This window comes from Pedobacter sp. FW305-3-2-15-E-R2A2 (genome assembly GCF_038446955.1).
Lineage (GTDB): Bacteria > Bacteroidota > Bacteroidia > Sphingobacteriales > Sphingobacteriaceae > Pedobacter.
The window spans coordinates 4744319-4765683 of sequence record NZ_CP151803.1 but is presented as its reverse complement, the minus strand read 5'-3'; the positions used below and the strand labels follow the sequence as shown (position 1 = coordinate 4765683).

Annotated in this window: 21 protein-coding genes; 9 read left to right on the top strand and 12 right to left on the bottom strand. The window is 42.9% G+C overall.

The window, feature by feature from the left end; genetic code table 11:
- The first annotated feature begins 66 nt into the window (after positions 1-66).
- The 4 genes from AAFF35_RS19250 to AAFF35_RS19235 are packed head-to-tail and all read left to right on the top strand — an operon-like array spanning position 67 to position 6402.
- Positions 67-1173 carry an efflux RND transporter periplasmic adaptor subunit gene (locus tag AAFF35_RS19250; protein ID WP_342328159.1) on the top strand — a complete coding sequence of 369 codons (1107 nt, stop codon included), beginning with the start codon at positions 67-69 and terminating at the stop codon, positions 1171-1173.
- A 48-nt stretch (positions 1174-1221) separates the two neighbouring features.
- Positions 1222-4353, top strand: a complete 3132-nt coding sequence (locus AAFF35_RS19245) for a CusA/CzcA family heavy metal efflux RND transporter (RefSeq protein ID WP_342328158.1) — start codon at positions 1222-1224, stop codon at positions 4351-4353.
- Positions 4340-5635 (top strand): TolC family protein, encoded by a 1296-nt coding sequence (locus AAFF35_RS19240; RefSeq protein ID WP_342328157.1) that lies wholly within the window; start codon positions 4340-4342, stop codon positions 5633-5635. The genes AAFF35_RS19245 and AAFF35_RS19240 overlap by 14 nt, the downstream gene beginning before the upstream one ends.
- 26 nt (positions 5636-5661) lie before the next feature.
- Positions 5662-6402 carry a porin family protein gene (locus AAFF35_RS19235; protein WP_342328156.1) on the top strand — a complete coding sequence of 247 codons (741 nt, stop codon included), beginning with the start codon at positions 5662-5664 and terminating at the stop codon, positions 6400-6402.
- A 72-nt stretch (positions 6403-6474) separates the two neighbouring features.
- On the opposite strand, the gene AAFF35_RS19230 is transcribed toward AAFF35_RS19235, so the two are convergent.
- Positions 6475-6705 (bottom strand): hypothetical protein, encoded by a 231-nt coding sequence (locus tag AAFF35_RS19230; RefSeq protein ID WP_342328155.1) that lies wholly within the window; start codon positions 6703-6705, stop codon positions 6475-6477.
- Positions 6706-7034: 329 nt separating this feature from the next.
- On the opposite strand from AAFF35_RS19230, the gene AAFF35_RS19225 reads away from it, so the two are divergent.
- Positions 7035-7328: a DUF6122 family protein gene (locus AAFF35_RS19225; RefSeq protein ID WP_342328154.1), complete on the top strand. Its 294-nt coding sequence runs from the start codon at positions 7035-7037 to the stop codon at positions 7326-7328.
- Between the two features lie 6 nt (positions 7329-7334).
- Here the strand turns inward: AAFF35_RS19225 and cls are convergent, their stop codons facing one another.
- From cls to AAFF35_RS19185, 8 genes are all read right to left on the bottom strand, one after another.
- Positions 7335-8786: a cardiolipin synthase gene (cls, locus tag AAFF35_RS19220; protein WP_342328153.1), complete on the bottom strand. Its 1452-nt coding sequence runs from the start codon at positions 8784-8786 to the stop codon at positions 7335-7337.
- 10 nt (positions 8787-8796) lie between these two features.
- The gene (locus tag AAFF35_RS19215; RefSeq protein ID WP_342328152.1) at positions 8797-9711 is read right to left on the bottom strand and encodes an S-adenosyl-l-methionine hydroxide adenosyltransferase family protein; all 915 of its coding nucleotides are present in this window, start codon (positions 9709-9711) and stop codon (positions 8797-8799) included.
- Between the two features lie 140 nt (positions 9712-9851).
- Positions 9852-10319: a RidA family protein gene (locus AAFF35_RS19210; RefSeq protein ID WP_342328151.1), complete on the bottom strand. Its 468-nt coding sequence runs from the start codon at positions 10317-10319 to the stop codon at positions 9852-9854.
- Positions 10316-11140 carry an alpha/beta hydrolase family protein gene (locus AAFF35_RS19205; protein WP_342328150.1) on the bottom strand — a complete coding sequence of 275 codons (825 nt, stop codon included), beginning with the start codon at positions 11138-11140 and terminating at the stop codon, positions 10316-10318. The genes AAFF35_RS19210 and AAFF35_RS19205 overlap by 4 nt, the downstream gene beginning before the upstream one ends.
- Before the next feature lie 77 nt (positions 11141-11217).
- Positions 11218-12819 carry a Na+/H+ antiporter gene (locus AAFF35_RS19200; RefSeq protein WP_342328149.1) on the bottom strand — a complete coding sequence of 534 codons (1602 nt, stop codon included), beginning with the start codon at positions 12817-12819 and terminating at the stop codon, positions 11218-11220.
- 47 nt (positions 12820-12866) lie between these two features.
- The gene (locus AAFF35_RS19195) at positions 12867-13580 is read right to left on the bottom strand and encodes a 2OG-Fe(II) oxygenase (RefSeq protein WP_342328148.1); all 714 of its coding nucleotides are present in this window, start codon (positions 13578-13580) and stop codon (positions 12867-12869) included.
- Between the two features lie 78 nt (positions 13581-13658).
- The gene (locus tag AAFF35_RS19190; RefSeq protein ID WP_342328147.1) at positions 13659-13868 is read right to left on the bottom strand and encodes a DUF551 domain-containing protein; all 210 of its coding nucleotides are present in this window, start codon (positions 13866-13868) and stop codon (positions 13659-13661) included.
- Positions 13869-14078: 210 nt separating this feature from the next.
- Positions 14079-14255 (bottom strand): DUF6496 domain-containing protein, encoded by a 177-nt coding sequence (locus tag AAFF35_RS19185; protein WP_342328146.1) that lies wholly within the window; start codon positions 14253-14255, stop codon positions 14079-14081.
- 183 nt (positions 14256-14438) lie between these two features.
- On the opposite strand from AAFF35_RS19185, the gene AAFF35_RS19180 reads away from it, so the two are divergent.
- The gene (locus AAFF35_RS19180) at positions 14439-14957 is read left to right on the top strand and encodes a DUF892 family protein (RefSeq protein WP_342328145.1); all 519 of its coding nucleotides are present in this window, start codon (positions 14439-14441) and stop codon (positions 14955-14957) included.
- Positions 14958-15423: 466 nt separating this feature from the next.
- On the opposite strand, the gene AAFF35_RS19175 is transcribed toward AAFF35_RS19180, so the two are convergent.
- On the bottom strand, positions 15424-16065 hold the full coding sequence (locus tag AAFF35_RS19175; protein ID WP_342328144.1) for a hypothetical protein: 642 nt from the start codon (positions 16063-16065) through the stop codon (positions 15424-15426).
- A 119-nt stretch (positions 16066-16184) separates the two neighbouring features.
- Here AAFF35_RS19175 and cfa point away from each other — a divergent pair, with 119 nt between their 5' ends.
- Positions 16185-17294 carry a cyclopropane fatty acyl phospholipid synthase gene (cfa, locus tag AAFF35_RS19170; RefSeq protein ID WP_342328143.1) on the top strand — a complete coding sequence of 370 codons (1110 nt, stop codon included), beginning with the start codon at positions 16185-16187 and terminating at the stop codon, positions 17292-17294.
- Positions 17295-17297: 3 nt separating this feature from the next.
- Here cfa and AAFF35_RS19165 read toward each other — a convergent pair whose 3' ends face one another.
- Positions 17298-18146, bottom strand: a complete 849-nt coding sequence (locus tag AAFF35_RS19165) for a universal stress protein (RefSeq protein ID WP_342328142.1) — start codon at positions 18144-18146, stop codon at positions 17298-17300.
- A gap of 247 nt (positions 18147-18393) precedes the next feature.
- Here AAFF35_RS19165 and AAFF35_RS19160 point away from each other — a divergent pair, with 247 nt between their 5' ends.
- Entirely contained in the window at positions 18394-19929 is a 1536-nt protein-coding gene (locus tag AAFF35_RS19160; protein WP_342328141.1) for a L,D-transpeptidase family protein, read from the top strand.
- Here the strand turns inward: AAFF35_RS19160 and AAFF35_RS19155 are convergent.
- A complete protein-coding gene (locus AAFF35_RS19155; RefSeq protein WP_342328140.1) occupies positions 19919-20491 on the bottom strand; it encodes a DUF4142 domain-containing protein in 573 nt (190 codons plus the stop codon). The two genes, AAFF35_RS19160 and AAFF35_RS19155, sit on opposite strands and share 11 nt — an antisense overlap.
- 202 nt (positions 20492-20693) lie before the next feature.
- On the opposite strand from AAFF35_RS19155, the gene AAFF35_RS19150 reads away from it, so the two are divergent.
- Positions 20694-21365, top strand: coding sequence for a DUF6766 family protein (locus AAFF35_RS19150; protein WP_342328139.1), 672 nt, complete (start codon positions 20694-20696; stop codon positions 21363-21365).

Genomic DNA, 21365 nt, shown 5'->3' with positions numbered 1-21365 from the left:
GTAAACATCGATTTATCAGATTTTGCGCTGGAAATTTTCTCTTTCAAACGTAAAAAAACAATACCAATGAAACAGATTTTACTGACCAGCAGTTTCGTGCTGCTCCTGGCTTCCTGTGCCCAAAAAAAAGAGAAAGAACAAGCTGCAAATTATCAGCTCGCTGGTGATACTATACTCCTCTCAGCCAATTCAAACCTGCAGCATAAACTAAAACTGGATACGGTTGCAGAAATCGCCTACCGCATGACACTCAGTAGTGCAGGAACGGTAAAGGCCATTCCAAACTTCTTCGCAGACATCGCAGCGCCATTCTCCGGAAGGGTGGTCAAAGTGTTTCTGAAACTGGGAATGAAGATCGATCCCGGAACTCCGCTTTTTGAAATGGTATCCGCCGAATTTATAGAAACTCAGAAGAATTATTTCGCCGCAAAGTCTGAATTAAAGAAGGCGTTATTGAATTTAAAGCGTCAGCAGGATCTCAAAAAAAATGAGGTGGGTTCAGTTAAAGACTTAGAAGAGGCAGAAGCTTCTTATGAGTTGATTTTAAAGGAATATGAAAATGTAAAAGCTATCCTCCGGATCTACCAGACTGACCCGGATAAATTGGTTCTCGGACAACCATTGATCATCCGTTCTCCCATCAGAGGTGAGGTCATTCAGAATGACCTGGTGACCGGCCATTACCTGAAAAGCGACGAGGCTCCTCATGCAAAAATTGCTGAACTGAACAAAGTCTGGATCGCTGGCCAGGTGAAAGAAAAGGACATCCGGTTTATACATCAGGGCGACGAAACGACGATAGCAGTGGCGGCCTATCCGGGACGAAAGATCAGAGGCAGGGTCTATCGCGTAGAAGATTTGATCGACGAAGAGACAAGAAGCGTGAAGGTCCTGATCGAATGTGAAAATAAGGATTATGCCCTTAAACCGGGGATGTACGTGACGGTTAATTTCAAGGATAGTCCTCAAAATACCGCTGCGGTGCCTGTTAAGTCTGTTTTCCAGATGAACGAAAACAGTTTTGTGTTTCTGCAGACTGCTCCGGGGAAATTTGTGCGCCGGAAAGTCGAAACAGCCGCTGTTGATCAGGGGAAAATGATGATTACATCCGGGCTTAAACCGGGGGAAACGATCGTCACTGAAGGTGGTTTTTACCTGCTGGAAGCGAAATAAAAGCCGAATTAATACAAGTCATAACCATTAAGCGACAAATATATTCTGATGAAAAATATTGTACTTACCGCCATACAAAAACGCTGGCTGATGCTGGCCCTATTCCTCCTCCTGGGAGTCTTTGGTTATTATTCATGGACAAAGCTTGCCCTGGAAGCCTATCCTGATATTGCCGATGTGACTTCCCAGGTCGTGACCCAGGTTCCCGGCCTGGCCGCGGAAGAAGTGGAACAACAAATTACCATCCCCGTGGAAAGAGCTTTGAACGGAATGCCTGGGATGCACGTGATGCGAAGCAAAAGTACTTTTGGACTGTCTATCATCACCATTGTGTTTAACGACGGCACAGACGATTATTTTGCGCGTACGCGTATTCAGGAACGGCTTACCGAAGTACAGCTTCCCTACGGTGCTGCGCCTGGCCTGGACCCGCTGACCTCACCAACAGGCGAAATCTACCGGTATGTGATTGAAAGTAAGGGGCATGATCTCCGGGAGTTGACTGATCTTCAAAACTGGCTGATCATCCCAAAGATCAAACAGGTGTCGGGCGTTGCTGATGTGACCAATTTTGGGGGCATTACGACCCAATATCAGATTGAACTTGATCCTGCAAAGTTGGAACAATACCGGCTGAACATTGATGACGTCGAAGAAACGATTGCTAAAAACAATGCAAATGTGGGGGGTAGCATCCTGAACAGGGGCGAGCAGGGCTATGTGGTTCGTGGAATCGGCCTGCTGAGAAACCTGGAAGACATTGGCCGCATCGTGGTCAGCTCACAAAAGGGAGTTCCTATTCTGCTGAGAGACCTTGGGGAATTAAAATATGGAAAACTGGAACGCAAAGGTGTCCTTGGCTATACCGATCGCAGTCGTGATTATAGTGAAAGCATCCAGGGGATCGTATTGCTTTTGAAAGGAGAAAACCCCTCAGATGTCCTTGCCGGAATCAATAAATCTGTAGATGAACTCAACCATGGTTTGCTTCCTGAAGGCGTAAAGATCCATACTTTTCTGGACCGTACAGATCTGGTCGATACCACGCTGAAGACGGTATCCCATACGCTGATCGAAGGAATGGCGTTGGTGATCATTGTTCTGATCGTTTTCCTGGGCAGCTGGAGAGGTGCATTACTGGTAGCGATTACCATTCCCATTTCATTGCTCATTGCTTTTATCCTGATGAAACTGACGAATATTCCAGCAAATTTGCTTTCTCTGGGGGCGATAGATTTTGGGATCATCGTGGATGGGGCCATCGTGATGATGGAAACGATTCTCAAGAAAAGAGAGGAACATCCGGAGGAGATGCTGGAGGAGCAGTCCATTGCCGATCGCGCTTTTAGCGTCGCAAAACCGATCTTCTTTGCCACCCTGATCATCATCACTGCGTACCTGCCTTTATTTGCTTTTGAGCGGGTAGAAAAGAAGCTGTTTACACCGATGGCATTTACGGTTGGCTATGCTTTGTTTGGCGCACTGGCCGTTGCATTGTTGTTAATTCCCGGCCTCGCATACCTGACTTACCGTAAGCCTAAAAAGTTATATCATAACAAATGGCTGGAGAAATTGAGCCTCGCTTATCACCGCAGAACCAGCAAAATCATGGCGCGGCCGGGCAAGGTTTTTCTCCCTTTGGCATTGGTGCTCGTATCTGGTGTTGTTTTAAGTGTTACTGTAGGAAAGGATTTCTTACCGACTCTTGACGAGGGTTCTATATGGTTGCAGGTTCAGCTTCCTCCGGGGATCACAGTGGAGAAATCCAGGGAGATGAGTGATACGCTTCGTCATCGGACGATGAAACATAAAGAGGTGACCTACATGATGATTCAGGCCGGAAGAAACGACGATGGAACTGACCCATTTACCGCTGCTCACTTTGAATGTTCCGTTGGGATTTTGCCTTATAGCGAGTGGCCCATGGGAAAAACTAAGACAGACCTGATCGCTGAATTGTCTAAAGAATATGAAAGCATGCCCGGCTATACTGTGGGTTTTGCACAGCCGATGATTGATGGGGTGATGGATAAGATTTCGGGGGCACATAGTGAACTGGTCGTAAAGGTTTATGGCGATGACTTTAAGGAAAGCAGGAGAATTGCAGAGGACATCCGGCGAACGCTGAAAACCGTCAAAGGAGCGGTAGACATTGCGATCGATCAGGAACCGCCATTGCCTCAATTGCAGATTCGGGCAGATAGGGAGAAGATCGCTCAGTATGGATTAAATGTAGCCGATGTCGGAAACCTGATCGAGGTGGCAATAGGTGGAAAAGCAATTTCGCAGGTATTCATGGGCAATAAGGTTTATGAACTGACCTGCCGCTATAAAGAAGACAGCCGGGATAGCCCTGAAAAAATCGGGAATCTGATGCTAACAAACAATGAAGGTGCTAAAATTCCTTTGTCACAGGTCGCAGACATCAGGCTGAGTACCGGAGAAAGTACGATCACCAGAGAGACGAACCGTAGGCATCTTACGGTAAAGCTTAACATGAGGGGGACGGATCTATCTTCCTTACTTAAAGAATCTAAGGTGAAAATTGAAAAGAACATTGCGTATGATCATCAGAAATACAGCATCCAGTGGGGCGGGCAGTTTGAAAATCAGAATCGTGCCTATTCCAGGTTGCTGATGATCGTTCCCCTCGCCCTGGCGATCATGTTTTTACTGCTCTATGTCGCCTTCGGGAAGTTTAATCAGGCCGCACTAATTCTGACCATCGTTCCCCTCGCCTTGTTTGGAGGAATGCTGGCTTTAAACCTGAGGGGGATGACGCTCAATGTTTCTTCTGCTGTTGGCTTCATTGCGCTTTTTGGTGTGGCCATACAGAACGGGGTTATCATGATTTCGCATATCAATAGCCTTCGAAAGCGGGGGATGGCGTTGAAAAACGCGGTAATTGAAGGTGCAAAACATCGTTTCCGGCCGGTATTGATGACAGCCACCGTCGCGGTTCTGGGCTTGTTGCCTGCTTCATTGGCTACAGGGATCGGTTCAGATGTGCAACGGCCCCTGGCAACCGTCATCGTTTATGGTTTACTTTTCTCTACGGCCATCACTTTGTATGCCCTTCCAGCGCTTTATTACCTGTTGGAGCGTAAGGCTGAAGCGGATGCTTCATCTGTTAAAATCCAATTATTAACTACTAATTCCAACACCGATGAACTTACTTAATGAATATAAAAATGGGTTTTTAATGCTGCTGTTAACAATTTTTGGCAGCACTGTTCATGCTCAGGTGGACACTGGTTTTTATCAATTAAAACTCTCTTTTCCGGCTTATTTGAAAATGGTAGGGCAAAATAATCTGGGGTATGCTGCTGAGAAGTTTAAAGTGAGTATTGCGGAGGCAGATGCATTGAGTGCAAGAGTTTTTCCTGATCCTGAGTTGAGCTTTGGAGCAGGAGATCATGGACAACGCCGTATGAAAATGGGATACGAAATCAGTTCGGGGCTGAGCTATACGCTGGAAATGGGCGGTAAACGAAAGGCCAGAATTAACCTTGCCAAGAGGGAAGCGGAACTGGCTCAGCTTTTACTCGACGACTATTTCCGAAACCTGAGGACTGATGCGGCTGTGGCTTACCTGAATGCAGTAAAGGAAAAGGCATTGCTGCGGCTAAAAATGAGTTCTTATGGCATGATGAAAAAGCTGAGCAGTTCGGATAGCATTCGCTTAAAGCTGGGTGCCATATCAGGAGTTGACGCCAGACAATCCAGATTGGAGGCCGCATCACAGCTGAACGAAGTTTTTCAACAGGAGGCAGATTGGAAAGCAGCTCTGGCGAACCTGAACATGTGGAGCGGGTCAAAACAACAGGACACCTTTTACGAGCCCGATGTTGATCTGAAAAAGCTCGAAAGGATTTTCAACTTGCAAGAGCTGATCCTGAATGCTCAGAATCGACGTACGGACCTGTTGGTTGCATTAAAAGGTACTGAGGTGTCTAAATGGATGCTTAATCTGGCTAAAGCCAGCAGAACGCTTGATTTGGGCTTGTCTCTTGGTGTCGCTTCAAATTCAGTGGTGGCCAATGCCGTGGCACCTACGCCTTCCTCAACGAATGTCACGATAGGGTTCAGCATTCCTTTGAAGTTTTCCAACCAGAATCCCGGAGCATTGAGGGCTGCCAGGTTTGGCGTTTTGCAGAGCGAAGCCTTATACCGGCAAACGGAACTGCAGATTCAAACTGAGGTGACACAGGCCTATTACAATTACCAGGCCAGCCGAAAGCAGGTCGCACAGTTTTCAGGAGGGATGCTACAGGATGCGCAGAAAGTACTGGATGGCAAGGTATACAACTATAAGCGGGGGGAAACTTCTCTTCTGGAAGTGCTCAATGCCCAGCGAACATTTAATGAGGTTCAGCAGAGTTATCTGGAGATATGGAATGCCTATGGAAATGCTTTGTTGGAACTGGAAAAGGTTGCAGGGATCTGGGATATCGAGTTTTAAATAGGGTTAACGGTAAAAAATAAGAAATGAAAAAGATAAGTATGGTGTGGTTGGGGGTATTCCTGGCCAATGTAGGAATGGCTCAGACAGTTGTAAGACCAGCGCAGGCAGCAGCTGTGGAAGACCTGATAGAAAATAAGAAATCAATAGAACCAGGAAAACTAAGCTTCGGCCTGAAAGCTGGATATTCCCGCTTTACGATTGCCGGGGCAGGAGTAAACGAGTTTTCAACCGGAGGGAAGCCTACTTCTTTAAGTGGCGGATATTACCTGGGGATAGAACTGAGTACAAAAATAAGCCAGCATTGGGGCTTTAAACATGAGCTTTCCCTCCTGCAAAAGGGGGGAGTGTTAAAGATGGAGGAAGAAGCCTACCCGGATTTCGATAGCAAATATCGAAATGTATACCTTGATATTGCCCCTTTTAACCTGACTTTTCAGATGGAAGGATTGCAGTTTTTTTTAGGTCCCTATGCCGGCGTATTATTATCGTCCTCCATTCAGCGAAAAAACGAATCAGGAGAGATTTATACGGATAAAAGCATTTTTGGTGATGCAAAACAGACCGGCGATTACACACAGAAACTGGATGCAGGACTGCTAACCGGACTGGGGTACGAGTTTAAAAATGGCATTAACATACAGGCCAAATATACTCAGGGCCTTGCTCCTTTAATAGAGCATACCGAGAGAAATGAAGGTCAATGGAAGATTTATAACCGGGGCTTTTCAGTTACCCTTGGTTATACACTTTTCGGAAAAAGGTAAGGTCGGCTTTACAAATTACCTGATGCTATATCATGAAAACAATTTCGTTTTATGGCATCAGGTAATTTTTGTTCATTTCTTCAGACGATTTTTTTTGATCACAGCCTGGCGCTTTTTTTTAACAAAAGCAATGGTTACCCCCGCCAATACCGCGATGACCTCATTGGTATAGTCTGTACCCAGAATTAACCTTTCTGCAAATTCAGACGAAGCCTTGATTCTTTCCTTTTCTGCCCCTTTTTTGAAGCCTTTGATGTAATAAGGATCTTTCTCTTCTTTGAAAAATGTGTTTGCTAGCTCCATAACATGATTAAATTAGTCAGGCCTCCCTTGGCCTTTGCTTTTATTCCTGCAATTATTTTCCTTAAAACGACCTCCGGAGCTTCAAAATTGAAATCTCCAGGTACCGCCAGTATTTTCTGTTCCGGTTTTTCGGAAGTCAGAAACACCTTATGATCTATTCTGTTTGATAATCTTATCCTATTGACTGGCTTGAACAGTAGGATTCGGCATCATAAAATCTTTTACATGTCTAATATTTGTAATTAATATTACTTTAACAACATTTAATTAAAAATAAGTATTGTTTTTAATGTTTTATTTGATCCATACATAGCAGTATCTTTGAAGCCATGTTTCATATCTTTTTACATTTTTTGGTACCCGCGATTGTTGCTGTTATTTTTTATAGGAAAACCCTGCTGAAAGCATGGTTGATTATGATGGCTACGATGGCGGTAGACCTGGACCATTTATTGGCCGTACCGATCTATGACCCTAACCGATGCAGCATTGGTTTTCATCCTTTGCATTCTTATTATGCAATAGGAGTGTACGTGATTTTGTTATTCTTCCCTAAGACCAGGTTAGTTGGAATAGGACTGGTGATCCACATGATTCTGGATTACATCGATTGCTTTATGTAAGCTAAATCATAATAACGGAGAAAGCAAACGGGCAATTTTTTCGGGGAACTGCACTCTTGCAGATCTTGCTGCCCAGCTTTTTGGATCAATCGGAACCGAGAAAGTCAGGTCTTCTTCAAAAGCATTTTTTAGCTGTTTGGCAATCCCGCTATCATAAATCACAGTATTCACTTCAAAATTAAGTTCAAAACTGCGTTCGTCCATATTTGCAGTTCCTATAAAGGATAGCTGTTCATCAATGACCATTGTTTTTGCATGAATAAAACCTTTCTGGTATTGGAAAATCTCTACACCGACATCCAGCAATTCCTGATAATAGGAGCGCGCGGCCGCAGCTACCCAGATGGAATCAGACTCAAAAGGAACGAGAAGTTTTACTTTGATCCCGCTTAAAGCTGCTACAAATAAGGCATCCAGGAGACTGATTCCGGGAATGAAATATGGGCTGGTAATTAGAATTTCCTGATCTGCCATTCCTATAGCCTGAATCAGGTTTAGCAGAATGGTGGGGTGGTCGGAGTCCGGTCCACTCGCTGCAATTTGTACTTCTACCTCTCCCTTGAGCTTTTCATGCGTATTAAAAAATGCTTCCTGGATCTCTAAAGTCTCTTCAGAACAGAAATTCCAGTCGGAAATAAACAAATGCTGCAGGTAATGTACACCGGGGCCCATAATTTTTACATGGGTATCCCTCCAAAACAAAGATTTAGGATCATTTGCATCGTTGATATAGCGATCACTGATGTTAATGCCACCCGTAAACCCAATGTTCCCATCCACAATGATGATTTTCCTGTGGTTTCGGTAATTGAGGCGGTTGGCCAGTGCAATAAAAATGATCTGGTAAAAAGGAAAGGCCTGTACACCTGCTGCCTTGAGCTCCGGAACCAACTTTTTCCTGATCGAACGACTTCCAAAATCATCATAAATAAAACGCACCTGTACCCCTTGTTTTGCTTTCTCAATGAGAATATCTTTGATCTCATTTCCGATCTTCTCATCCTCGAAAATGTAATACTCCATGTGAATGTGGTGTTTGGCGTTCCGCAATGCCTGTAATACTTCCGGGAATTTTTGCTCGCCATTTAACAGCAGCTGGACTTCATTTCTTCCTGACAGGCCACTCATATTACTATTCAATAGCAGTTGGGCGAGCTTTCTGTACTTTTTAAGCTCCGGATTCATCTGGTCAATTGTTTTCTCTGAATTCAAGATAATCCTTGCATTGACCCTTTGAGAAATGATGTCGTCAGAAATGATCTTTTTGTTATAAATCTTCCTTACCCGGTAATTGATCCCAAAAGAAAAGTAAATGATCACGCCCACTACCGGCAGAAATACAGCCAGCATCAGGTAGGCCAGGGTCTTGCTCACAGATCGGGTATCGTAGATGATGCGCAGGCAAACTGCGATAATGAAGAGTACATAAACAATTTCAAGGATAAGGATCCATTTCATATCAGCTGCTTTATCTTTTGTTGACCGGGGTTACTTCTACTGTCCATTCATTACCGCTTGCTATCCGATGCTCAGCAGCAAAATTGCCCTGATTAATTGCAAACGACAATTCCAGAAGGCTGTTCAGATAAGCCAAAGGCTTTCCCTGATTTACCGCGCCAAATGTAGCACTATAAGGCATCGTTCCTTCATAAACTTTTTTATCCAGGTGATAAACTGCAATATGAATCAAATCTCCATATTTAATGTCCAGCAGACCGAGCAATTCTGATCCGATATTTGTCCATATGTTTCCATATTGAACATCTAAAACAGGGATATTTCCTTTGATCCTGCCATTTTCCAATAAGGCTTTTTGATAAGAAATAAGAACCACCTGATTTGACAACTGTTTTCCGACCTGTTTAAAACTGATGGTTCCGGCCGCCAGGCGCGCTGCGGTGTAGGCATATACATCTCTGCCATGAAAGGTATAGGATTTTCCGGAATCTTTACGTCTGTTGACCGCCTCATCGATTTCTCTTACCGCTTCAATCCCCAAAGATTCAGCCACCAGCGTAAGTGTTCCATTATCCGGGCTGACAATATAATGTCCGCTTTTTGTTTGCAGGACTACCGATTTTCGTTCGGTTCCCACCCCTGGATCAACTACAGAAACGAAAACCGTACCTTTCGGGTAATAAGGGACGGTTTGCAGCAAACGGTAACTGGCTTCCCATATATTGTATGCGGGGATCTCATGACTGAGGTCGTATAATTTTAAATCTGTAGAAACACCCATTGCCACGCCCTTCATTGCCGAAACGGCACCGTCTTTTAATCCAAAATCGGATTGAAAGACGACGATCTTATTTTGTGCAGAGGCAGTATGACAGAAACTGAGGGCAAATAGTAAATAAACCAGAGGTAGTAATTTGATCTTCATTCCATTTTGTATAACCTGGAATAAATTTACTCGATTTAGGGGAATAAAACCTGGAATAATATGATTATGTCCTGAAATAATCGGTATAAAATACATTTCAGGACATAGATACTTCCGGAACAAACCGGAATGAAGGGTGGTTAATCGTTGATCAGGACGGCTGTTGCGTCAATCTCAATCTGCATCCCATCCAAGGCGAGTCTGGAAACCGGAATGAGGGTGTTTACCGGATATTTCCCGTCAGGCCATACTTTTTTACTTTCCTCGATGAGCACTTTGTGCTTTTCTGAATCATAATTGACGACAAGTGTAGTTAGCTTAACAATATGCTGGTATGCCAATCCCTTACTTTTAAGTGCGATGTCGATGTTTTTGAGGGTATACTTTACCTGAGTCCTGAAATCCGAAGAGAGATTTCCTTTTTCGTCAGTTCCTGCCTGCCCGGCAACAAAGACCAATGTGCTGTTGGCGGGAACAGTGGCTACATGTGAGTATCCATGCGGACGAGGATCGTAAAGTCCCTTCGGGTTGCTGATTTCCTGTGATTTAACCTGAGTTGCCATAATGCTTAAGGTGATGATAAATAGTGCTGATTTGAATTTTTTCATGACTGACTAAAATAATGATGAATGAAAAGGAGCTGAAAGGCAGAAGCTTTTGACCAATACGTATTGTCGTGCACACCTGGACGTTCGATATAATCATGGTCAATTTTCAGGGCCATCAGTTTCTGATGTAAGGCTCTGTTGACTTCCAGAAGAGGATCTTGTAGCCCGCAATCTATGATCAGTTTTAATTCCTGATTTTTGAGCATGTTTACATTATAGTTTACGGTATGTTCCTCCCAGCTTTTTTCATGACCTGCATAGTCTCCAAGACTTTTTTCAATGTCGTAACCTTTTGTCGCTGCTCTGAAATCTACGGCTCCACAAATACTGCCCGCTGCCCCATATAATTCTTTATGACGTATAGCGAGATACAAAGCGCCATGTCCGCCCATGCTCCAGCCATAGATGGCCCTTTTCGTTCTATCTGCAATGGTAGGGTAGGTCTTGTCCGTAAATTGAACGAGTTCTTTGGTAATAAAGCTTTCGTATCTGATTTTTTCATTCAGCGGACTGTCGAAATACCAGCTGTTGTATCCGCCATCGGCAAGGACAATGATCATTTGAAGGGCATCTGCCTGAGCTTTCAGGTCTGGGATATCCAGTTTTAAAGTTCTTTTTGCATCTCCGGTGTAACCGTGCAACAGGTACACTGTAGGGTAGTGCTTCTTTTCTTTAGGCTTTTTAGCTCCCTGCGGACTGATAAAAAGGCAAGTGATGTCTTTCTTCATCGTTTCGCTATACACCTTTAGTGTATCAACTTTTGCGGCAAAAACTGCGTCTGCAAAGAAAATTGCAGTTAAAATAAACAGTAGTCGTTTCATATTCTTTTTGTTTTATGAAACAAAGTACCGCCTCCTTTAACTGCCAAACATGTACATATGTTGAGGAAGGGAAAAAGCTAATTGATTTTAGCCTCATCAAGATCCAGTTGGCTTTCCTGTTTCCTGATTTCTTCGTCGCTGTAACGGTTTTCTTTACGTAATAGGTGTAACTCTTTGCGTTGTACCATATATAAGTCCATTAAAATGGAATTGTAGAATTCCAGTTCTTCCTTTCTTATGGAATCGCATTCCAAAGATTCCAGTCGCTGGTTCTCAATAGAGCGGTCGCTTTCCATTTGTTCCTTCAGGAAACCGACAAGCTCATTCTCCCTGACTTCCTTTGCAAACTTTTCTTCCAGCCTTTTGAGTGAAACCTGTATCAGTCGCAGGCGAATTCCCGCTTCCTGTTCTCCTTCCGGTGGAAAATCATCAATCTCTTTAATCCTGGTCCACTTGATCACTAAAGGTAAAGTCAGCCCCTGAAATACCAGAGTTACCAGGATCACCACGAAGGTGATAAAGAGGATGAGACTCCGATGAGGGAAAGCTGCTCCATTGTTCATTAACAAAGGGATAGAAAGGGCAGAAGCGAGGGATACTACGCCCCTCATACCGGCCCAGCCTACAATAACCGGTCCTTTCCAGAGCGGATTTACCGGGTCAGCTCTTTTCCGGTTGCCCAGCCATGCCGGAACATAAGCGATGAGCATCACATATAATAAGCGGATTACAATGATGACGACGCTAATGATCAATCCATAATTGATGGCCTGACCGATGGAGTAATCACCCAGACTTTCCATAATCACAGGTAGTTCTAAGCCAATCAGAATAAAGACCAGACCATTTAAAACAAATGCGAGCGTTGCCCAGACCCCGACTGCCTGTATCCTGGAATTGCTATGGGCAAAAATTTCATGAGACCTGTAGGAGAGGAATAATCCTCCGCTAACTACCGCCATTACTCCCGAAAAATGGAAGTGTTCTGCTCCGATGTACATAAAATATGGAGTCATAATTGTCAATGCGGCATCAATACTAGGGGTAGTAGGTAGAAAGCGATGCACCACATAGACAAGATGGGCAATCGCCAGTCCGATAACGATCCCCATTCCAGCAGCAAGGAAAAACTGTCCGACTGCCTGCTGCATGGAAAACTGTCCGGAAAGTATTGCTGCAAGCGCAAAGCGGAAGACAATTAAACTGGAAGCGTCATTAATCAGGCTTTCTCCTTCCAGCACAGTGGTCAGCCGTTTTGGGATTTTAATATTTTTCAATACCGAATTTGCAGCGACTGCATCGGGTGGAGAAATGATTCCTCCCAATAAAAAGCCCATGGCCAGGGTAAAACCTGGAATCATCGAGCTGGAGATATAGGCGACGAGGATCGAAGTAAAGAATACAAGGCCAAAAGCCAGCATTCCAATAGGCCTTTTCCATTTCCAAAAGTCATTCCAGGAAGTATACCAGGCAGATTCATAGAGTAGAGGTGGAAGGAAAATCAGAAATATCATTTCCGGTTCAATCTCCACCTTTGGGATCCCCGGAATAAAGCTGATGCCCAATCCGGCGATCACCAGAAATATAGGATAAGATATTTTTAACTTCTGTGCCAGCATAGTGAGCATAAACACTGCAAAAAGAAGGACCAGCACAAGAAAAAGGGTTTCAGTAAACATAGGCATCGGATAAATCAGCCTTGAATATAAGAAAAAATGCGAAGGACCTAAGTCAGTGCGTCATGAAAAATGATGCCTAAAGTATGCCTTTGTCCGCTGTGTAAAGGACTTACGCCGTGTTTCATGTTTACCCTGTAATAACCTTTACTTCCTTTTGCAGGCCGGAAATTGGTGCTGAAGATGAGCATGTCACCTCTTTTTGGGCGAAGCACATTTGCCTTGGACTGCGCTCTTGGAATTTGTTCGGTCAGCACAAACTCACCTCCCGTATAATCTTTCCCGGGTTCATTTAAAAAGAGAACCAGCTGCATAGGGAAATAAATTTCTCCATATAAATCCTGATGAAGGGTGTTAAAACCTCCGGGGCCATATTTAAGAATCAGAACGGTAGGTTTCGTTTGCCCATTTTCATGGCAGGTTTTTTTTAGCTCCTCATGACTTATGGGGAAGGATTTGTCGAGGTGAAGCACTTGCATCCACTGATTGGCAATTGGGGCAAGAAATGGATAAATGCTTTCCCGGATTTCTGTGATCAGGTCGGGGAGCGGATACTGGAAATATTTATATTCACCAAGTCCGAAACGGTAACGTTCCATCGTGATGGTCTTTCTATAAGTATGGTCCGCCTGATATGCCTGAATCAGTTGGTCACATTCTTCTTTAGTCAACATGTTTTTCAAGGTCGTATGACCTTGATCATGCAGTTCATTTGTGGCTTTATCCCAATTGGTGTCTTTCAGTCTTTCTATGATTTTGTTCATGGCCTTTAGTATTGTATATAAGGTATGACAAAAATAGAGTGGGGCATCTTTCCGCAGAACCCGTTTCTTGCGGAAACGTTAAACTGAATACATTTCGGGTAAATCCATCCATCCGCTCACCTTCAGACAAGGACTTAGATTTTCTTCTTCCTGCAATTCCCATTCTTGTAGATAAGTGTTGAATCTGGCGATCTGATATCCATATTCTAACTCCGGGTTTATTACAGTAATCAACTTATACTCATGGTCTTCGGGTAATCTCTCGTTCGTTGAAATCCATTCTTTCATTGTTGTATAATTTATGTAAACCTTTAATGATCAATTGCCTATATAACAACGTGGTATTTATTTTTGTTTGAGAAAATGAATTAAAACTTTAACAAAATGAGTGGTCCTGACTATTTTGTTATGTATTCCAAAGATACTCACAGGCAGTCTCCTGAACCAGATTCAATAGGATTGAAGCGTCACCATCGCTTCATGATAGGCGTTTCTGTATCAGGATTTTTTTTTCGGGACTTTTGCTCCATCTTTTCTGGCTTCAGAAAGGCCAATGGCTACCGCTTGTTCTTTAGAGGTTACCTTTTTTCCGCTACCGGATTTAAGTTTGCCTTCTTTCATTTCATGCATGGCTTTTTCAACTTTTTCTCCGGCTTTTTTTGAATACTTTGCCATGGTTTTTTGAATTTGATTCCTAAAGCTAAAAAACAAATGGGAAAGAAAATGGTTTTTTTACGCCCCCATTTTTTTGATTTTACTTCATGTAACTTGTTTTAAATCAATCTTTTTTGTTGTTTTTTATGAATTATTTCACGAAATTTAATCTGAATTTTTTTTGAATTGAATAGAAATCTGACTATGATAGATGAACCTAAAATAATGGGACTGCAGGATTTCTTCATCGATGGCTTAGAAGAGATATATGACGCAGAAAGAAAATTTACAAAGTGTTCCGCAGCACTTGGTATAGCCGCAGTGAACGAGGAGCTTAAAAGTCTCCTTACTTCACATGCTGTAATTACAGAAAAACACCTTGGGCACCTGGATGCCATTTTAACCAGATTGGCGCATCAGGCAGGAGCTGGAAATTGTGCATTGATTGGCTGTTTAAGTGATAAAGCATCAGAAATGATGCGGCGTACAGAGACAGGTACCGCCTTGAGGGATGTCGCCGTTTTAAACCTCGTTCAGGTCATTCAACACTATAAGATTGCTACTTATGGTAATCTCGTCACTTTAGCCATAGAAACGAAGCATCAGAAAATAACGACTTTGCTGGAAGAATGTCTAAATGATGAAATACAGACAAAGGCCGATTTAACTGAGATCGGAAGACGCTTTATTTATCCAGCTGCTAAAGCCGAAGATTTAAAATAAAAATTTTTCCCGAAAATGATGTAGACATGCAGTTGAAATGTTCTGCATTTCCGTTTTGGTGCAATAGAACGTTTCTTAATCTTCAACAGGTGGTTGATAGGTCCCTGATTGGTCTTCCAGACCTTTTAACAATGTTTTTGAGGCCAATTGACGGCTAACATGAGGTAAACGCATATCAACATGATCTGAAGGGCATTCCGTAATTTGTTGTTAATCAATCCGGCGGGCGCGTATCATACTGACCGCGCCATGCCGGTGATCTATTTTTCAGATTTAAAAGAGACCTGTTCTCGACTGATCGGAGCAAAAAGAATCGAAGGTAAAGATATGATTGTGATTAAAGCCGTTTATAATAGCATACATGTAGGGCGTTTAAATACAGCGCTACCATCGGAAACGAAAATGAACAGGGACGAGTTCTGGGACATCGCATGATCTTTATACTCCAACCTGAGGCTAAAATCTGCTATTTTTTTAGAAGCCCTTTACTAAACATGTCCTGAATCAGGATGTTGGTGAAATCTGTTGCCAAAATCTGGGGGCTATCCGGAGCAGATGTTTTAGTTTGTGCAGAATAAATGAGCTGATCTGCCCCTAATTTGTAAAAATTGGCTTCCAGTATGAAATTGGTGCTGACTGTATAATAGCCAGGCTCGTAAATTCTTCCATAAACGTGTCTGTAATATCCCCAGAATCCGTAATATGGGTATGGTGCAAAGCCAAAAGAAGGAGGGGTGTATTTTTTTTCTTTTCTCCTGTCCAGCAGGGCAATGGTAAAAGTACCATCGTATCCTTTGTCGCTTATTTTTTTCAGGGCTTCCTGTTCGCTTAATCCTTGAAATGCTTTAGGTCCATATTCTGCGTAAGCAGAACCCGCGTTTATTCCATGTGCATTCAGGGCCTTCATCATTGAATTCTCGACTTCTTCCTGCAGAGGCCTGTCCTTCGATCCCATTAATCCAATAACGAGCACTTTCTGATATTGTACAGAAGTTACATCGGGCTTGGTCCAGGAAGAAACAATACTCGTTCTTGGGCTACAGGAACTGAGTAAAATGGCCAATAGAAAAAATATTCCTATTGTGCCAACAGACATTGACTTTTTCATGATTTAAGCTACGTTTTTTTCAAAACAATTCAAAATGCGTTTAGTTCTCATTGTTCATAAAAAAGATAAACCAGATGGTTAACTTAATTGTTTAAACCAACATAGAATTCCCATCGGATATGAACAGGTACCAATCTACTATTGAAACGTTAATATCGCCCGCAGGAATACACCTGAACGGTACAGATGATTTTGATATCCATGTTTACGATGATCGTTTTTACCATCATGTGCTGCGTTATGGGTCTTTAGGCCTTGGAGAATCGTACATGAATGCATGGTGGGACTGTAAAGCGCTGGACACCTTTTTGTATCGGTTATTGACCGTTAACCTGGAGAAACGCATCAAATATCATTTGCTGTGGCAAAGCTTCAAAGCAAAGATTTTCAACCTGCAATCGATTACCAGAGCGGTAGAGGTGGCAAAGAGGCATTATAACATTGGAAATGAGTTGTTCGAAAACATGCTGGACAAATATATGATCTATTCCTGCGCTTATTGGAGCAAAGCAACGACACTGGAGCAAGCTCAGGAACATAAGCTTGACCTGATCTGCAGGAAGTTAAAGCTATCTCCAGGAATGGAAATTCTGGATATTGGATGTGGATGGGGAGGATTTGCGCAGTTTGCTGCCGAAAGATACCAGGTGAAGGTGACCGGCGTCACGATTTCTTCTGAGCAGGCCATGTTAGCTAAAGAACGTTGTAAAGGCCTTCCCGTTCGTATTTTACTGGAAGACTACCGACTGCTGAAAGGAAGTTACGACCGTATTGTGTCCATTGGGATGTTCGAACATGTAGGCTATAAAAATTATGATGCTTTTATGAAGGTGGTAAAACAATGCCTGAGAAAGGAAGGCTTGTTTTTACTTCATTGTATTGGCAATAATGAGAGTGGTGTCCATACGGACCCCTGGATTGACCGGTATATTTTTCCAAATGGAATGATGCCTTCCCCTACACAAATCAGTAAAGCCGCAGAACCTTATTTCGCTTTGCAGGACTGGCATAATTTCGGCCTGGACTATGACCTGACCCTGATGGAATGGTTGAAAAGATTTAAGGCTTCCTGGAATAAGATCAAACACCATTATGATGAGCAATTTTATCGGATGTGGGAATACTACTTATGCATCAGTGCAGCTTCTTTCAGGGCACATAAAAACCATCTTTGGCAAATCATTTATACCCATCCGGATTACCCGGAACGCTATTCAGGGATCCGCTAGAGGCTAATCCAGGAACTGCGTTTTTTTGACGAAGAGTAAGGGGATATGACTGTGATAGGCAAGCTTTTCAGTCAAACTTCTATGAAATAGGCTCTGAAAGAAACTATGTTTTCTTGGAATGGCGATGACGAGCTGAATGTCTTTTTCTTCGGCAAAAGCTGCAATACCTGCCGCGCAATCTTTGTTATTGGTAAAGTGATATTCAGGGTTTTCGTCGTCCCATAATTTATGTAAGGCCTTTTGCTGCGCAATGATATCCGGGCTATAGTGCTCACTTTCATTGTAGTCTACATTGAGGATGAATAGTTTAGCCTGCAAAGCATGAATCAAATTTTTAATGGTCATTACCGGACTGATTTCCGCGACTTCTTTTAAGTCTGTGGCCAGAACAATACGTTTGATGCGCTGTACAGGAGCCTCATAAGGAACTAACAATAAAGGTACTGTACATTCTTTTGCCAGAGACTGACAATTACTGCCAAGCAGTATTTTTTCGATTTTGCGTTTACCGGTAGTCCCCATGACTACCAGTTGAATGTCTTCTTCTTGTACAAAAGTCTCAATGGCGAGCAGCAGAGGGCTTTCATTGGTATGGATGTCTATGGTAATTTGCTGGCCGGCAACGGTCGTCAGGTCATTTTTCAGGTATTCCAGAAAGGCCACACTTTTCTCATGCAGTTGCTGGATGTTGTCGGGTTCGGGAAGTGGAATATCGGAGCTGGCATAGGGAATGTCGTAGGAGTGGTAAAGCATAATTCTTGGAAATCCAATTTGCATCGCCATTGAAACTGCGTAATAGGCGGCATGACTTGCAGTTTCTGAAAAATCCGTCGCCACTAATATGGTTTTCATGATTGCTGGTTTTTAAAACAATACCTATTCGTTTTACAAATCAGGGTATACGCTATAAACAATCAAAACTTCCCGCTGTTTTAAGTATTTACAGTTTGCAACTGCTTTTTTATCAGGTTTTTATTTTTGTTTTATCGAAATCCTCTGAAACAATAGAAATGGTCTGGTGTTATAATGTTTACATCGTTATCTATTTATGTTAAAGCCTGTTGGTTGTTGTTGGATTCCGAGATTGGTTAACATTCTGTTGTGGTCAGCATTCCTCTTTTTCTCTGCCTGCACCGTAAAAAGACCAGTTGTTCCTTCAGAGGTGCCTGGACATACTATGGGCTCAGTTCCCGGGGAAGGACAGACAAAAAGTTTAAAAATCGTCAAGCTTAAAGAAAGTTTAATCAGTAGGGCATTCCAACGTGCATTGAAACTGAGGAAGGAGGATCTGGCAATGGCAGATTGGCTGGACGGTTATTATAAGGATCATGATTACGAACTTATTCTTCAGGACCGCTACTTTCCCGGAAAGCAATTGGGGATCCTGGTGACCTGTCTGGACAGTGTAGTGCGCCATGGCCTGAATCCCGAAATATTCTATACTGCCGAAATTCGAAATTTATGGCAGAAAATGGAAGATATGAAGCCTGAAAATGTCAGGGACGCTTACCTGGACAAAGCAAGAATGGAAGTGCTTCTGGCAGCTTCTCTAATAAAATATAGCCGGGCAATGCAATATGGCATGGTAAAACCGGATAGCCTCTATGCCAATTATTTCATTGCTACAGCAGCCCCCGACAGCAGTATGGCTATTAAAATATTTGCCATCACTAATCTCAAAACTTACCTGGACAGCATTCAGCCCAAATCGCCGCAATACCTTGCTTTACAGAAAGCCCTGCAAATGGGTGCCGGCAATAAAGTGATGAGTAAAGTAGAAGCTGATCTTGTGATCAAAATAAATCTGGAACGTTTAAGGTGGAAAAATAAGCCGATAGCCAAAAAATATGTGTCGGTTAATATTCCCGATTTTACGCTTGATGTGATCGATCAGGGTAAATCAATCCTACAAATGAAAGTTTGCGTGGGAGAGGGGCGAAATAAAGACTATAAAAACCTGCTCAGCAATGATCCGGATACCGGTTTGGTCAAAGATCAGCCCATTGCGAGGGAAACACCTCAGTTGAGTAGCATCATCCATAGTGTTCAGGTAAATCCTATATGGAATATTCCCGCGAGTATCGCCAGAGGGGAAATCTCTAAATATGTCGCATCAGATCCGGATTATCTGAGTGACAATGATATGGACGTTTATAAAGATGGTAAACTCATTTCTGCGGATGCAATAGATTGGGAGCAGGTAGACCATTATTCTTTTAAACAACGACCTGGCGAGCAGAATTCATTGGGAAAGATCAAATTCCTTTTTAATAACAACAGCAGCGTTTATTTGCATGATACTCCTGTTAAGTCTGCTTTTAAAAAAACAAACAGGGCGATCAGTCATGGCTGCGTTCGAGTAGAAAAGCCATTGGAACTCGCATTGGCACTATTTGGAAAAGGAAAAACCTATGATCAGATAAAAAGGGCGATGCAAAACGCCTATCCAAGAGCAAAAAACATCTCTTTACCGGCAAAAATACCAGTTTACCTCCATTACCTCACTGCCTGGGCTGATGCGAAAGGTAATTTACAGCTGAGGAAAGACGTATATGGGCTCGATCGGGTCTTATATAGTTATATGAAAAATCATCAGCTGATTCCCCTGGAAGATCTCAGTTCAGCTAATAACTAACCCCGGCATTGATATCGCCTGCCTCTTTAAAATGACGTTCCAGTGTACGCAAGGTTTTTGACGCGAAGTTTCTTATTTTCACATCTCCGGATACGGCAGCAGATTTAAACAGGTCCAATGCTTTTACGTGATCTTTTACCATCATTTCCATGTAATGCTTGTCGAACGGAGCTCCGGTCATTTTTTTCATTTCTTCCACATGGTTGTTGTCGGCAGTAGGGAGTGAGGTTGGCAGACTCACTTTTTTACTATCAGCAAGTACTTTTAAATCTGCAGCAATCTTGGTATGGTCTTTTACCATCTTTTCTCCAAACTTTTTGATCCTGCTACTGCTGGCATTCTGTTGTGCAATTTTTCCAAGTTCGACTTCCATGATCCCTGCCAGGGCAGCCGTTTTCATAAAGTCATCCGCATCGGCCCCCCTGTTGATTGCCGTGGTATCCGTCATGGTTTGCTCAATGCTGGAATCTGTGACTCCCGAATTGACCTTGTCTGTGTTCCTGCAAGCACTAAAAGCAAGTGCAACCAATGATAAAGAGGTGATTAAGTGTTTCGTTTTCATGGCCTTAGGTTTGTTGTTTAACTGTGCTATAGTACAAATCAGAAACTGAAATGTTTTAAAATTGTTTCCTCTGCTGTTCTTTTTTCAATTGAATAGGAGCAGGAAGTTGCCTCCGCAACGTAATGGCCTGAGGAATGAGGAATTTGGCTCCTGAGTTCAAACTTTTAAATAGGGCAGGTGTTATTAGGGAAACTAAAGGCAAATGAAGAACGGACAAAAAAAGTATTCTTTTTTCTATCGTAATGGCTTAACTATTGTGTTTTTGTCATTGTTTCTGGTTACCCTCTTTGCACAGGCTTTAACTGGTTGGAAAGCACACAATAGAGATCTGGCCGAAAACCATGGCGACCTTTTACCCCTGACAACTTATCTGAAAAGTGGTCATTTCATCTCCGCCACTTTTGAAAATTTCGAGAGTGAATTCCTTCAAATGTCTTTATACGTAATCTTAACTATTGGTTTGCGGCAAATCGGATCTGCGGAGTCAAAATCGCTGGACGAGAAGGAGGAGGTGGACAAGGAGCCAAGAGTACACAAGAATGCTCCCTGGGCTGTTCGAAAGGGAGGATGGATACTGAAACTGTACAGCAACTCGTTAGCGATTTGCTTTTGTCTGTTGTTTTTGATCAGTTGGGGGCTTCATTTGTATGGAAGCTGGCAGGATCATAACGTCGCGCAGGTATTACGGCATCAGTCGGAGGACAGTGTTTTAGAATTTTTGACAATGCCAGAGTTCTGGTTTGAAACTTTTCAAAACTGGCAAAGTGAGTTTCTTTCTGTGGCGTCTATCGTTTTCTTTACCATATACCTGCGTCAAAAAGGATCTCCAGAATCTAAACCTGTTGATGCTGCACATATGGAAACTGGCAAATAA

Excerpts from the sequence above, each read along its gene's own strand:
- AAFF35_RS19250 (WP_342328159.1), top strand. The coding sequence starts at position 67 with ATGAAACAGATTTTACTGACCAGCAGTTTCGTGCTGCTCCTGGCTTCC.
- AAFF35_RS19245 (WP_342328158.1), top strand. The coding sequence starts at position 1,222 with ATGAAAAATATTGTACTTACCGCCATACAAAAACGCTGGCTGATGCTG.
- AAFF35_RS19240 (WP_342328157.1), top strand. The coding sequence starts at position 4,340 with ATGAACTTACTTAATGAATATAAAAATGGGTTTTTAATGCTGCTGTTA.
- AAFF35_RS19235 (WP_342328156.1), top strand. The coding sequence starts at position 5,662 with ATGAAAAAGATAAGTATGGTGTGGTTGGGGGTATTCCTGGCCAATGTA.
- AAFF35_RS19230 (WP_342328155.1), bottom strand. The coding sequence starts at position 6,705 with ATGGAGCTAGCAAACACATTTTTCAAAGAAGAGAAAGATCCTTATTAC.
- AAFF35_RS19225 (WP_342328154.1), top strand. The coding sequence starts at position 7,035 with ATGTTTCATATCTTTTTACATTTTTTGGTACCCGCGATTGTTGCTGTT.
- cls (WP_342328153.1), bottom strand. The coding sequence starts at position 8,786 with ATGAAATGGATCCTTATCCTTGAAATTGTTTATGTACTCTTCATTATC.
- AAFF35_RS19215 (WP_342328152.1), bottom strand. The coding sequence starts at position 9,711 with ATGAAGATCAAATTACTACCTCTGGTTTATTTACTATTTGCCCTCAGT.
- AAFF35_RS19210 (WP_342328151.1), bottom strand. The coding sequence starts at position 10,319 with ATGAAAAAATTCAAATCAGCACTATTTATCATCACCTTAAGCATTATG.
- AAFF35_RS19205 (WP_342328150.1), bottom strand. The coding sequence starts at position 11,140 with ATGAAACGACTACTGTTTATTTTAACTGCAATTTTCTTTGCAGACGCA.
- AAFF35_RS19200 (WP_342328149.1), bottom strand. The coding sequence starts at position 12,819 with ATGTTTACTGAAACCCTTTTTCTTGTGCTGGTCCTTCTTTTTGCAGTG.
- AAFF35_RS19195 (WP_342328148.1), bottom strand. The coding sequence starts at position 13,580 with ATGAACAAAATCATAGAAAGACTGAAAGACACCAATTGGGATAAAGCC.
- AAFF35_RS19190 (WP_342328147.1), bottom strand. The coding sequence starts at position 13,868 with ATGAAAGAATGGATTTCAACGAACGAGAGATTACCCGAAGACCATGAG.
- AAFF35_RS19185 (WP_342328146.1), bottom strand. The coding sequence starts at position 14,255 with ATGGCAAAGTATTCAAAAAAAGCCGGAGAAAAAGTTGAAAAAGCCATG.
- AAFF35_RS19180 (WP_342328145.1), top strand. The coding sequence starts at position 14,439 with ATGATAGATGAACCTAAAATAATGGGACTGCAGGATTTCTTCATCGAT.
- AAFF35_RS19175 (WP_342328144.1), bottom strand. The coding sequence starts at position 16,065 with ATGAAAAAGTCAATGTCTGTTGGCACAATAGGAATATTTTTTCTATTG.
- cfa (WP_342328143.1), top strand. The coding sequence starts at position 16,185 with ATGAACAGGTACCAATCTACTATTGAAACGTTAATATCGCCCGCAGGA.
- AAFF35_RS19165 (WP_342328142.1), bottom strand. The coding sequence starts at position 18,146 with ATGAAAACCATATTAGTGGCGACGGATTTTTCAGAAACTGCAAGTCAT.
- AAFF35_RS19155 (WP_342328140.1), bottom strand. The coding sequence starts at position 20,491 with ATGAAAACGAAACACTTAATCACCTCTTTATCATTGGTTGCACTTGCT.
- AAFF35_RS19150 (WP_342328139.1), top strand. The coding sequence starts at position 20,694 with ATGAAGAACGGACAAAAAAAGTATTCTTTTTTCTATCGTAATGGCTTA.